Origin of the sequence: Leptotrichia sp. oral taxon 847 (assembly GCF_001553645.1) — a bacterium.
GTDB lineage: Bacteria > Fusobacteriota > Fusobacteriia > Fusobacteriales > Leptotrichiaceae > Leptotrichia.
The window spans coordinates 1,432,280-1,444,328 of the sequence record NZ_CP014231.1 but is presented as its reverse complement, the minus strand read 5'-3'; the positions used below and the strand labels follow the sequence as shown (position 1 = coordinate 1,444,328).

General features: G+C 29.7%; 12 protein-coding genes and 1 pseudogene. 1 reads left to right on the top strand and 12 read right to left on the bottom strand.

Annotated features, from left to right (window positions below):
* Positions 1 to 5: 5 nt before the first annotated feature.
* The 8 genes and pseudogenes from AXF11_RS06700 to AXF11_RS06665 form a co-directional block, all read right to left on the bottom strand.
* Positions 6 to 1,250: an RNA-guided endonuclease InsQ/TnpB family protein gene (locus AXF11_RS06700; protein ID WP_068156213.1), complete on the bottom strand. Its 1,245-nt coding sequence runs from the start codon at positions 1,248 to 1,250 to the stop codon at positions 6 to 8.
* A gap of 631 nt (positions 1,251 to 1,881) precedes the next feature.
* Positions 1,882 to 2,553 (bottom strand): OB-fold nucleic acid binding domain-containing protein, encoded by a 672-nt coding sequence (locus tag AXF11_RS06695; protein WP_068156210.1) that lies wholly within the window; start codon positions 2,551 to 2,553, stop codon positions 1,882 to 1,884.
* Between the two features lie 19 nt (positions 2,554 to 2,572).
* Positions 2,573 to 3,370, bottom strand: a complete 798-nt coding sequence (locus tag AXF11_RS06690) for an energy-coupling factor ABC transporter ATP-binding protein (RefSeq protein ID WP_068156206.1) — start codon at positions 3,368 to 3,370, stop codon at positions 2,573 to 2,575.
* 32 nt (positions 3,371 to 3,402) lie between these two features.
* The gene (locus tag AXF11_RS06685) at positions 3,403 to 4,215 is read right to left on the bottom strand and encodes a hypothetical protein (RefSeq protein WP_068156203.1); all 813 of its coding nucleotides are present in this window, start codon (positions 4,213 to 4,215) and stop codon (positions 3,403 to 3,405) included.
* Positions 4,212 to 4,774: pseudogene (locus AXF11_RS06680) on the bottom strand (macro domain-containing protein). The gene AXF11_RS06685 and the pseudogene AXF11_RS06680 overlap by 4 nt, the downstream one beginning before the upstream one ends.
* Positions 4,775 to 4,835: 61 nt before the next feature.
* Complete coding sequence (locus AXF11_RS06675; RefSeq protein WP_068156199.1) at positions 4,836 to 5,672, bottom strand: energy-coupling factor ABC transporter ATP-binding protein; 837 nt, start codon at positions 5,670 to 5,672, stop codon at positions 4,836 to 4,838.
* Positions 5,657 to 6,409 (bottom strand): energy-coupling factor transporter transmembrane component T, encoded by a 753-nt coding sequence (locus tag AXF11_RS06670; protein ID WP_068156197.1) that lies wholly within the window; start codon positions 6,407 to 6,409, stop codon positions 5,657 to 5,659. Before AXF11_RS06670 ends, AXF11_RS06675 begins: the two co-directional genes overlap by 16 nt.
* Positions 6,410 to 6,415: 6 nt before the next feature.
* Positions 6,416 to 7,015 (bottom strand): histidine kinase, encoded by a 600-nt coding sequence (locus tag AXF11_RS06665; RefSeq protein WP_068156192.1) that lies wholly within the window; start codon positions 7,013 to 7,015, stop codon positions 6,416 to 6,418.
* 650 nt (positions 7,016 to 7,665) lie between these two features.
* Between AXF11_RS06665 and AXF11_RS06660 the strand changes: the two genes are divergently transcribed.
* Positions 7,666 to 8,370: a hypothetical protein gene (locus AXF11_RS06660; RefSeq protein ID WP_068156190.1), complete on the top strand. Its 705-nt coding sequence runs from the start codon at positions 7,666 to 7,668 to the stop codon at positions 8,368 to 8,370.
* 122 nt (positions 8,371 to 8,492) lie between these two features.
* On the opposite strand, the gene AXF11_RS06655 is transcribed toward AXF11_RS06660, so the two are convergent.
* The 4 genes from AXF11_RS06655 to AXF11_RS06640 all read right to left on the bottom strand — a co-directional run bounded on the left by AXF11_RS06655 (position 8,493) and on the right by AXF11_RS06640 (position 11,964).
* Positions 8,493 to 9,470 carry an SPFH domain-containing protein gene (locus tag AXF11_RS06655; RefSeq protein WP_068156186.1) on the bottom strand — a complete coding sequence of 326 codons (978 nt, stop codon included), beginning with the start codon at positions 9,468 to 9,470 and terminating at the stop codon, positions 8,493 to 8,495.
* Positions 9,471 to 9,637: 167 nt separating this feature from the next.
* Positions 9,638 to 10,333 carry a PspA/IM30 family protein gene (locus AXF11_RS06650; protein ID WP_068156181.1) on the bottom strand — a complete coding sequence of 232 codons (696 nt, stop codon included), beginning with the start codon at positions 10,331 to 10,333 and terminating at the stop codon, positions 9,638 to 9,640.
* 40 nt (positions 10,334 to 10,373) lie between these two features.
* Entirely contained in the window at positions 10,374 to 11,426 is a 1,053-nt protein-coding gene (locus tag AXF11_RS06645; protein ID WP_068156177.1) for a hypothetical protein, read from the bottom strand.
* Between the two features lie 121 nt (positions 11,427 to 11,547).
* Entirely contained in the window at positions 11,548 to 11,964 is a 417-nt protein-coding gene (locus tag AXF11_RS06640; protein WP_068156174.1) for a hypothetical protein, read from the bottom strand.
* Positions 11,965 to 12,049 lie beyond the last annotated feature (85 nt).

The following is a 12,049-nucleotide window of genomic DNA, read 5'->3' as shown; positions in this document are numbered from 1 at the left end:
TAGTTTTACACTACCCTTATTCTTTTAGGCGTGTTCAGCTCACCTCTATTGTATAGGACGCTTAAATCCACAACTTTACTTTTTCTTAATATGTTTAATGCTCCGTTACAATCTGCATTTAATTGATATCCTTTACTTGTTTGATATAGTCCTCTTTTTATTCTTTTTCCACTGAATTTATATTCTTTTTGATTTTCTTTATCGTATATTGGGATTTCATCTCCATCAAAAAAACTTGCTTTTGATGTATAACTTTCTTCTTGTAGTTTAAATTCCATTCCATATAGTTTACATAGATATATTAATTTATCTCTTAATTTTCCATATGGTATATTCACAAAATTTTGATTATTTATACTTCCTATATTTGAATTTCTTTGAAAATCCTCATTATATCCTAGAACTATCTTTCCTATATCATTATTAAGACAATAATTTACAATTATTCTTGCTGCTTTTGAAAGATAACCTTCTATGCGATTATTTCTCTTTCTAGCTATTCTCTTTTGCCTTAATGTTGTTCGGAAGGTCTTTTGCTTATTTTTTATGCTTTGTAATTTTGCATTTATCTTGTTATAGTATTGATTTATTGATTTTAATTTTCTCCCATCTATTATGAATGAAGCTCCAGTATTTGTAACACAAGTACAAAGATTATCTATACCTAAATCAATTCCTAGTCCATTTTCTTTATTTAATTTCCTTTGAACTTCTTCTACTTCATAAGTATATTGAATTTCAAAGTACCTAGAATGTTGTTTGGGTATTATTCTAATCTCTTTTATCTTCTTGTCTTTTAATACTGGTGGCAGCTTAATTTTAACTTCCTGATGAGTTTTCTTAAACGAATTTGAATAAGGAACTATCAGCATACCATCTTTTAATCTAACAAAACCTATAACAAGAGTTGTAAAACCATCTTTAGCAAGATATTTAGGTAATTTTACTTTACAATTATATTGACCATTCTTAGCAAGTTTTAAAAGTCCAAAAAATGATTTAAAACTTCCGTCTACTTCTTTTATAATTTGTTGAGCCATATTAGAATTTAATTTCTTGTAATTCTCACTATTTTTAAGTATTTTATAGTTTTCATTATAACTTAAATACTTTTTCTTATTAAAATAGTATTGTCTAACATTATATATAGCTTCATTAGTTAAGTTCTTGGCTATATGAGATAGATATTTTAAAATTCTAAACTCTTTTTTACTAAGATGTTTTACCTGTTGTTTTAATGTTAAATACATATATAATCACCTCCTTTTCATCAGAGATATTATACTATATATTCTACATTTTAACTATTAAAAAGTAATATTTTTTATTTATTTTTAAATATTTTTAAAGTTTTTAAAACCCCACAACAGTGGGAAGTGTCGTTCACATAAGTTCGCTACTACTTATGCAGTTCTCCTAATATTTTCACTCCTTAACAAGTTAAGGAGAAAAGAATATCTTAAACTTCTTGTTATCTCTAACAAGCACAGACTATATCTTATCCATATCCTATTTCAAGGACTTAGGCGAAACCACTTCCAATACCAATCGCTTGTATTGTACTCCCCTCACGAGGGATAGTCGTTGAACTTTCCTTTTCAGGCTTAGCTGCTGATTGTCTATTGTATGCCTTTCTATATGGCTCAGTGTTTAGGATTTAACCTTGCACCATCTAGTATATTTTTTCTGCTTTCGCTACCTTCACATTTGCCTCTTATGAGTAAGATTGCTATGTTGTGGTTATACCAGCTTTAAGAGTTCCCAGCAATTCAGTTTCTTTGTTGCACAGTTCTTTCTGTGTCTACATACAAGTTTCCCTATATGCTTACTAAAATTCTCAAACAATTCATCTCACGACTAAAAGTCGCGAGTGTTCTTGCATTATTTAATAAATCTTTTTTGCGCTTCTTCCTTTTTTGTTTCATTTTCTGGAAAATGAATATTTAGCATCGCCTCTTTTCTACCAATAATTTTCTCTTTTTTTAAAAATTCATTTGGCATATTTTCATAAAGCAAATATCCATAGCTATTTAGCGCAGCTTCAATAATTTTTCTTATTGAAATTTGACGAAGAGACTCCGTTGATGGATAAATTGGCAAAATTTGATTTTCTTTTTTGGGATCAAAATACTTTTCATCAATTTTTTTATACTCAGGATTTATAATTTGTAATTTCATCCCTTTTTTAACTTTTCCGTAAACCATAATTTCATTTCCAACTTTTACATTGTTTTTCACATAGCGGTTGTTAAACCAGAGAAGTTCCATCATTCCAGTCCCATCACTCAAAACCGCCGACACCATAACCATTCCTCTTTTTGAAAATCTATTTGCAATATTTACAACCGTCCCTTTTAAAATGACAAATTCCTCATCCAAAACCTCGTTTATCTTTTTATAATTATCTCTATTCTCATACGCTCTCGGAAAATGATAAAACAAATTATAGACTGTTTCAATTCCCAATGTCTTTAATTTTGGAAGATTTGTTTTTGTAACTCCCTTGATTTTTACTTCATCAATATTTTTATAAAGCAAAGAATATGCACTCACACTCTCACCCCCAGTAAAACTAATAACTTTCCACAAATTCTTCAATTGACAGGATATTTTTATTTAGATTAATTTCTCGTGCCAAGTCACTTATATTTGGCTGTTTTAACATAGCTTTTTTTAGAATTTCCAAATCCCAAAAAATATCTCTTTTATCGCCATCTGCAATTATTTTTCCATTTGTCATAACAACTATTCTGTCAAAATTATTCACAACAAATTCCATATCGTGAGTTATCGTAATTACAGTTTTCCCTTCTTTATTCAATCCTTCAATCAAATTGTGCAAAACTTGCATACCAAAATAATCCTGTCCAGCAGTTGGCTCGTCCATAATTATGATATCACAGTCCATAGCGATAATGGACGCAATAGTTACAAATTTTCTCATCGAATAAGGAAGATTGTAAGGATTTTCCTTTTTAAACTCACTAAGTTTAGTAAGTCTCATCGCTTTTTCCACAAGGATATCAAGTTTTTCCCTAGAATATTTTAACTTTTTTGCTCCGAAGGCAATTTCGTCAAAAACATTGTTGTGAAAGATTTGATCCATCGGATTTTGAAACACATATCCGACCTTTTTGCTCATCTTAGCCACAGAAAAATCTTTAGTATTCCAACCGTCAACAACCACTTCTCCTTTTTCCGCCTTTAAAAGTCCATTTAACATCTTCACAAAAGTCGTCTTCCCAGCTCCATTTTGTCCAATAATTGCAAGTTTTTCTCCTTTTTCAACTTCAAGAGAAACATCATTAAGCACATTTTCTGTACCATTAGGATATTTAAAACTCAAATTTTTTACAGTAATAAAACTCATAATTATCTCTCCTTTAAAAATTTTCTTATTTTCTAATAGAATTTAGGATATTTTTTATCAAAATTTTCTATTAAGTTTTTTAATAAAATTTCCTGACAAATTACTGTATTTTTAGCTTCAATTTCAAGAATCGTATTCTTTTTCAAATCACTTACTGTAATTGTGCCGATTTCAAATTCAATATTATAATTTTCCCAATTATAAATCTCATTATCAAATGTTACAGATTTATTCGACACTTGTATTTTGGGTGAACTTTCAAAAATCTGAGTCAATTCCTGCAATCCTTCTTCACTTGAAAATAAAAATTTATTTTTCACAAAACCTTGATTTTGAAATGGAAAAATCTCAACTCCGCCATTTTCAATCTTTTCTACTGCTTTTGAAAAATTTTTTTCTAAAAAACATTTTTGAAATACTGAAAATAAGTCATAATCATACCCGCTTCCATCTATCTTTTTCCAATTACCGCCATCAGGTCTATACAAAATTTTAGAAAATTTCTTCATTTGAAATACTCTATTATCCTTAAAGAAAAAATATTTTAAATTTTCATAATACACTTTCTCTTTTTTGAAAATAAAATAATCATCATAAAATTCTATATTAGGAAATTTATTTTTGTAATAAAAAATAAACAATCCATTTAATAATATAAATAGTATAAATAAGACTATTGAAGTTGAAACAGAAGATATGCTAAAGCCTTTTTCCATTTCTTTTGTCACTGAGAAAAGCAACATTATATCCAAAAATATCAAAATTCCTAAAATTTGTATTCTTGGTTTGGAATAAAATATAGTCCAGTCTATTTTTATAATTTTTTTCAGTTTCCCCTCTTTCATAAAATCCCTTTCTCTTCCAGTAATTTTTGATAAATCTTAAAATTTTCATTTTCAAAACATACAAAATTTACCTTTTCTATAAAATCGCTTTTCTCCAAATATTCTACTACAGCATTAATAGCTGTTTTTGCAGCTAAATCTTTTGGAAATCTGTACACTCCTGTCGAAATATTTGGAAATGAAATATTTTTCAGTTTATTTTTTTCAGCCAATTCTAAACTTGAAATATAGGCTTTTTTTAACAACTTTTCTGCAAATAATTTTGCTTCATTATTTTTTCCTGACTGCCAGACAGGCCCAACTGTGTGAATTACATTTTTGAAAGGCATATTTCCTGCCCTTGTAATAACAGCTTTACCAACATCGCATTTTCCTTGAGTATTTCGTATTTTTGACAATCTTTGGCTATTTCCTTCCCGCCTTTTCTATGAATCGCACCATCGACACCGCTTCCTCCAAGTAAAGAAGAATTTGCAGCATTTACAATTACATCAGCTGGATATTCGGTAATATCGCCTTTTACAAGCACAATTCTATTTTTCAAATCTTTTGATTTCATAATTTTTCCTTTTTAACAAATATTTTTAAGATTTGCTTAACAATTTTTATTTTTTGTTACTTTATTTTTTCAATAATTCCACTGTCTTTCCCTTGGTTATCGGAATTTCTTCAAACTTTGCTTTTCCCACTTTTATAAGTTCGTAGAAAAGTTTTGAATACTGTGGCATTCCTATTCCCTTTTCTTCAAGAAGTCTATTATTTAAAATTTCTTTTTTATCTCCACTCAAAATTATTTTTCCTTTGTCCAAAACTACAACTTTTTCAGCATACTGAGCGATTAATTCCAGTTTGTGCTCCACTAAAATTATCGTTTTTCCTTTTTTTGCCATAATATTTATTATTTTGAAAATATCCTGCGTTCCTTTTGGATCAAGCTGTGAAGTAGGCTCATCGATTACCAATATTTCAGGGTCCATCACGATGATTGAAGCCAATGCAACCCGTTGCTTTTGACCTCCTGACATCTCTTGCGGATTTTTATCCTTTAAATGCTCTATTTCAAGTAACTGCAATGTTTCATTTACCCTTTTTATTATTTCTTCTTTTTCAACTGCAAGATTTTCCAAGCCATAAGCAATTTCGCCAAAAACAGTATCCTTTACTCCGCTAATTTGTGTAAATGGATTTTGAAATACAAAACCAATTTTCGTTACAAGCTCTTCGACTCCAAAATCTTTTAAGTTCTTCCCATCAACTATAATTTCTCCAGCCATTTCTCCTTTGTAAAAATCTGGCACAAATCTTCTAAGAGCATTACAAAGGGTCGTTTTTCCACTTCCATTTTTTCCAATAATCGCCCAGAACTCGCCTTTTTCAATCTTTAAATTTAGATTTTCCAAAACATTTTTATCTTCCAGCGGATATTTATAACTAAAATTTTTTATTTCAACAACCATAAAATCCTCCAAACAACGCACAAAATTATAAAAATAGCAAGTATTATTTTTACAATTTTATCATTTTTTGTTTCTTCCAGTTCATTCAATATCGTCCTTTTTTTTCCGATTGAAAAACCTCTTGCTTCCAATGTAATCGCTCTTTCCTCCGTATTTACAATTGATCCTAGCACAAGTGGAATAAACACAGGAATAAGTGCTTTAAATCTCACAAAGATATTTCCTTCTGTTTCCACCCCTCTGGACTTTTGTGAATCTAAAATTATATTTGCCTGTCTATTCATTTCTGGTATCATTTGAAGCGATAAAAGCAAGATAAATGCCGCTTTAGGATTAAGTCCTTTTTTTTCAAGAGCCACTGTGAACTCTTTAGCTTTTGATATTAGTGTCAACATTGTTATAGTAGAAACTAGAGCTGCAATTTTGGAAGTCAATCTTACTGCAGTTATTATCCCAGTCTTATATACTGTAATAAAACCAAATTTTGCCATAATATCATTAGAAGGAATCATCAGCCCCTGTACAGCAAATATAATCAAAGTTAGAAAAAATAGGCTAAAAAACACTCTTTTCAAGTATATTCCCAACTTTTCATAAAAATAGGCAACAATTCCACAAATTGCTATCAATAAATATCCATAAATATAGTTTGGCAATATAAATGCTGATATTAACAATACTGCGGCTAAATAGAACTTCGTAAGAGGATACAAGTTTCTAAAAAAATTTTTGATCATAACTTCCTATTCTCCATTTTTCTTATAGATATAATTTTCTCCATATTTAAATTTTATTAAATATCTATCTGACATGCTTTTTATAATTAATATAGAAATTACTGTTGTTACAATTTTATCAGCCGCTTCTGTAAGCATAGTGGCTATCGCAACTGCTTGTTCCAAACTAAATCCTATACTTTTAAATAATACTACCACTGCAGATGAAGCATTTCCTGTAAATCCTCCATAAACTTTAATAATTATAGGAATAGATACAATTATTGAAGCCGAAGCCAGTGCCAAACTTACTATAATTGTTTTTATTACTAAATTCTTAGTTCTCATTTTTGCAAGAACCCCTACAACTAAGGCATTACATATTGCCACAGGTATAAATGCAAAATATTCTGGAGAAAAACTTCCTGTAATCAGACTCGTAATAATTGCTGTTACTGTCCCCACCCAAGGCCCTGCAATAAGACTAATAAACACCGATCCAATTGAATCAAGAAATATAGGCAACTGTAAAAGTTTCGCAATCCCAAAACCTGTAAAATTAATAGCCACCGCCACCGGTATCAGCAAACTTGACATCAAGGAAAAATCCTCTTTTATGCTTTTCATAACAAACCTCCTAAAAAAATCTTTATTTTCTATATTTTAAAATATATTGCCCAATATTTCAACCCCTATTTTATAATATGATGGTTTAAAAATTTTAGGGGCAGATTTTTTAATTTCAAATTTTTTAGCTTATTTTTGATTACAAGATGTTATTTTGTTTAATATTATTTTTTACATAAGGGGAAAGGACCGCCATTTTCCCTTATAATCCCCACGTCAGTCTAAGCATTTTTTCTGCGTCAAAGCCGAAACTCGCACTAAACGTGCTCAAACAGTCGTCTTTACTCCAAAAAAATCACGACACCTTTTGTATAATAGTAAAATTTAAACCGTTGGAGCATTTTTATGTGCTGACAAAACTGCCCCGCCGTAAGCGAGTTTTTTGGCAGTGCATAAAAATGTCTTGAGCCTTGCCGGGGTGCAGGGGTGCGGCGATGAGCACTTCTGCTTAAAAAAGGAATAGAAAAAAATTGTTATTTTAGTAACTTTCTGGATTGAATGAAAAACTTAAAATAAGATTTTTTATTTGCCCCTATATTTTTTACTCTGTCTTTATAATATTTATTTTTGAAAATTTCTTCAAATTATTGTATAATAAATATATCAAGAAGGCTAAGTTTTATAGGGGCTTATAAAAGGAAAGGATGTTTATGATGAAAGATAATGATGTAGAAATTTTTACTAAGGAAGAAAAAACTCACGAATTTTTAAAGAAAGAAAATATTTATAAAAAATTTTATAACTATAAGGGAATTAAAGCTCTTCGGATTTTTTTGAAACTGTCCAAAGAGAAAGGGGAAAATAGTTACAATTTGTATGAAGATTTGAAAAGAGATTTTCCAACTTGGAATTTTATGAAAATTTTGAGCTATGAAAAAATTAAAAATAGTCCATTTTCAATAAAAACTCTGGTTTGTTCAGAAAATGTGGATAAAACTTTTTCAGGGAATTTCGTGGAATATTCAAAATATTTGATAAAAGAAAATAACAAGCAAAAGTTTTTCGAAGCAATTGACTTGTGGTACAAATTTGAGTATACATTTTTACAAAAAAATTATTTTCATACAGATTTTAACCTAAATAACTTTATGATTGACCCAAAGACTAAAAAGATTGTTTTTATTGACTTTGACGACATAAAAAAAGAGCCGCACTTTAAGAAAAAACTTCTTTTGACACAGTCAATCCGAAGTTTTGACGCAACTTTGAAAGATATTCTTTTGAGTATGGAAAATATGAAAATTTCTGATAAAAAAGAAATTTTGAATAAATTTAAAACTGTTGTCAACCACTACGGAATAAAAATGAGACCAAAAGATATCGAGCACGAAAAAAGAGTTTTAGGTGAAAAATAAATCCGTTAACTCTTTTATTTCAAAAAAATTTATAAAAAAAGGAGCCAAATAGCTCCTTTTAAACTACACAAAAATCTTAAAAATAAGATAAAGTGTAGTTTTTTTATTCTAGTTTGAGATTTTTACACCAATTTTGTTCCGCATTCAGGACAAAATTTTGCACCATTTGTCTTTGTACCACAATTAGGACAAAATTTCGGGATTGTTCCATTTAAACTATTTTCTGACTGCTGTGCATTATTATTTGAATTTTGATTACTTCCATTATTCATTTGATTTACCATCTTTTGCCCCATCATCATTCCCATTTGCATCTGAGCCATATCTTGCGCTACACCGCTGCCATTACCATTTGACATCGAATCAGCAAAAGACATCTGGGTATATCTGTTCACATCGCCCACCATACTTTGAGCCGCTGCTTTTTCTTGCATTTTTTTAATTTCCTCAGGATAGTTAAAGCTTGAAACTGCAAAGTTTGTCACTGCAAGTCCAATTTTTCTCATTTCCAAATCTAAGTCTGTCTGTATTCCATTGCCTATTTCAGAAGCGTTTACCTGAAGATTAAACATATCTTTTCCCTCTTTTGCAATCCACTTCATCAAAAGCTGGTCTAGCATCGACAAGACTCTTTCTTTCACATCTTCAATCCCAAACTGCTGTTTTATTCCCGCAATTTTTTCAATTAGAACCTGATTGTCGTCAACTTTACAAGACATTGTCCCAAAAGCTCTTATTGGCATTCCACCTGGAAGTCCCGCAGCTGGAATACTTATTGCATTTTTAGTCCCCCATTTTATCGTAACTTCTTTTGTGTTGACAAATATCACTTCCGCTCTAAGTCCCGAATTAAATCCAAATTTAAAACCTTTTAAAGTGGATAAAAACGGTATTATTTCCGATTGAATATCATATTCACCATCATTTTCAAAAATCCCTTCAATTTTTCCATTGTGTAAAAATATCGCATCTTGTCCCGGTTTTAGTATAAGTTTTGAGCCCTTTTTTATTTCGTTATTTGACCATTTCCAAAAAAGTGTATCTTCATTGTATTCATACCATTCTATCACATTTGCCAGTTGCTTTCCAAATAGTCCCATTTCTATTTCCTTTCCAAAAAATATTATAAAAAATAAAATCTTTTTAATTTAGATGTATCCAATAAACAATTTTTTTCATTTTAGAAAGAGGGTTAAGATCCTCTTCCTTCAAAATATTTATTTCAATAAATTTTAAAAACATATAGTTTTTGAATAAGTTTATTAAATTACAGTCCCAATTCTTTTTTCATTTTTTCCAATTCTTCGTCAACTGCTGAAGAAACTTTATTTTCGTCCGAATTTTTGTCATCATATTTTTTCATCAAATCTTCAACTTCATCTTTTTTAGGTGTATTTAATTCCGCTTTGGCATTTGCCTCATCAAGCATTCTATTTGCTTTTTCTTCCATTCGTTCAAACGACGATTTATTTCCACTAAACCCTGACACCGAAGTCATTGAACTTACTTTTTCTGTTGTTTTTGCAATTTTTAATTTTGTCTTTATTTCTGTTCTTTTTTCTGATAATTTTTGAATATCATCTGCCAATTTATTGTGCATCTCTCTCATTTTAGAAGAATTTGCCACTGCTATTTCGCAATCTTTTTCAAGTGCTTGAAGTTTTGTAGTCAAAGTTTCCTTTTTTTGTAAAAATAATCTAGCGTCACTTTCATTTCCAGCTTTTAACGCTTTTTTAGCATAAGTTTCCATTTTTGAAATTTCTAATTTGCACTCTTCAACTTTTCTTTTAGACGCACTTTCAACCGCCATAACTGCTGCTGTTTCAGATTTTACAGTAGCTAAATCCCGTTCCATATTTCTCAAATACTGGTCAATCATTTTTTCTGGATCTTCCATTTTATCAAGCAACGAATTTACATTTGCCGCCATTATATCTTTAAATCTTGTTAAAATATTTGCCATTTTAAATTCCTCCATTTTTTTGAATTTTTATTTTTATTTTCTAATTTTTTAAAAAACTATAAATTAATATTGCAACAATGATTCCTGCTAAAATAGCCAACATTATTTTTACTACTGATTTTGGATATTCTCCAATTATTGCTCCATTTTCGCCATTGATTACAACTTGATAAGTCTTTTTATCATATAAATACGACGTCGAATATACAGGTAACATCAAAAGTCTGTAATATTCATTGTACCATTTTACACTCATTCTTATACTCCGGACATGGTCATAATTTCTTAGAACATCGCCGCTTATTAAATTTTCTAAAACATCTCTCATTATTTCTTTTGCTTGCTCATATCCCTCTTGCATCGGTACTTTAAAAACTTCCGAGCTATATCCAGCTAAATATCCTGAATCAAATTTAATTGTGCTTTCTACACTAAACTCAGGTAATTTATTCAGTAACTTTCTCTGTAAACTTCTAGAACCCGGTACAACAACATCGACAAACTCATTTTCGACATTTCCACGAACCGGATACCAATCCGTTATTGTCCTTGTATACGTTTTTCCGTCTTCTTCATACTCTTCCATTCTGTCAATTCCGCCTTCAGCTACATAATCGCAATCCGCATCGTTGTCAAAGGACCAGTAAGGTAGATAAATTCCCATAATTTTTCCAGTTTGATAAAGATTTTTTAGTGCATTTGGCGCAAACCATCTCTTCCTTATCCAATTTGAAAAAATCGTTTTAACTTCCTTCTGCTCTATTAAAAAAGGTCGAAGTCCATCAGGCTCCAAAATTGACATTATCTTTTCACTGACAATAATATTTGAGCCACAGTAAGGACAATTTGTTGAAGCTTTTTCCGAGCTTAATTCTATTGTTGCACCACAAGATTCGCATTGAATGACAGTTGTTTTTTCTTCTGGAACCTTTCTTAAATTATATTCATATTCTTTTAGAGCATGCCTTTTATACGTCATCTCTTTGGGCAATTCTACCTGATATCCACAATTTTCGCATTTTAAATTTTGTGATTTTGGATCATATTTCATTGGTCCACCACAATTTTTACAACTGAAATTTTCATTTTTCATAGTTTCTCCATTCTTTTTCTGAAAATTTCTGAAACATTAAAAAAAATTATAAATCTTTTTAAATATTCTGTTTTAAACATTTCGTTTTATTATACCATACATTTATTGATAATGACACATTTTATTTTTTATTAAAAATTTCATGACATGTTACTCTATTTCCATTTTGCGTTAAAACGATTTTTCTTTTTAAAATTTGAATGGAAATTATTCCATTAGAAAAGTATTCACCAGCCATATCATCATTTTTATCCAATTGATGACTCTGATTTTTTAAAACATTTGTAATTCTTGCAACTCTCGGTGTTAAATAATCTAATTCATATATTTTTCCAGCGCATTTAAAGACTCTAGTGTAGATAAGTTTTCTTTTTTCATTAATCACTGGATTTTCTCTAAAATATTTTTTTTCTATACGAGTAGATTTTTTTATCTCATCAATTTTTTTATTTGAAGCAATATTTTTGGAATCCAAACTTCTCTCCATTAAAATTACTAATCCCAAAAGCAAAATTATGTTCCTTTTTTGAACTTTCATATAATTCCCTACTTTCTTCTTATTACTTAAATTTATTTTATACCCCATTTTTCTTTAAAGTCAATACTTTTTTAAAAAAAAATAA

Coding starts and splice junctions, on each gene's coding strand:
- AXF11_RS06690 (WP_068156206.1), bottom strand. CDS start 3,370: ATGAGTTTTATTACTGTAAAAAATTTGAGTTTTAAATATCCTAATGGT.
- AXF11_RS06685 (WP_068156203.1), bottom strand. CDS start 4,215: ATGAAAGAGGGGAAACTGAAAAAAATTATAAAAATAGACTGGACTATA.
- AXF11_RS06700 (WP_068156213.1), bottom strand. CDS start 1,250: ATGTATTTAACATTAAAACAACAGGTAAAACATCTTAGTAAAAAAGAG.
- AXF11_RS06665 (WP_068156192.1), bottom strand. CDS start 7,015: ATGAAAAGCATAAAAGAGGATTTTTCCTTGATGTCAAGTTTGCTGATA.
- AXF11_RS06655 (WP_068156186.1), bottom strand. CDS start 9,470: ATGGGACTATTTGGAAAGCAACTGGCAAATGTGATAGAATGGTATGAA.
- AXF11_RS06660 (WP_068156190.1), top strand. CDS start 7,666: ATGATGAAAGATAATGATGTAGAAATTTTTACTAAGGAAGAAAAAACT.
- AXF11_RS06650 (WP_068156181.1), bottom strand. CDS start 10,333: ATGGCAAATATTTTAACAAGATTTAAAGATATAATGGCGGCAAATGTA.
- AXF11_RS06645 (WP_068156177.1), bottom strand. CDS start 11,426: ATGAAAAATGAAAATTTCAGTTGTAAAAATTGTGGTGGACCAATGAAA.
- AXF11_RS06670 (WP_068156197.1), bottom strand. CDS start 6,409: ATGATCAAAAATTTTTTTAGAAACTTGTATCCTCTTACGAAGTTCTAT.
- AXF11_RS06675 (WP_068156199.1), bottom strand. CDS start 5,672: ATGGTTGTTGAAATAAAAAATTTTAGTTATAAATATCCGCTGGAAGAT.
- AXF11_RS06640 (WP_068156174.1), bottom strand. CDS start 11,964: ATGAAAGTTCAAAAAAGGAACATAATTTTGCTTTTGGGATTAGTAATT.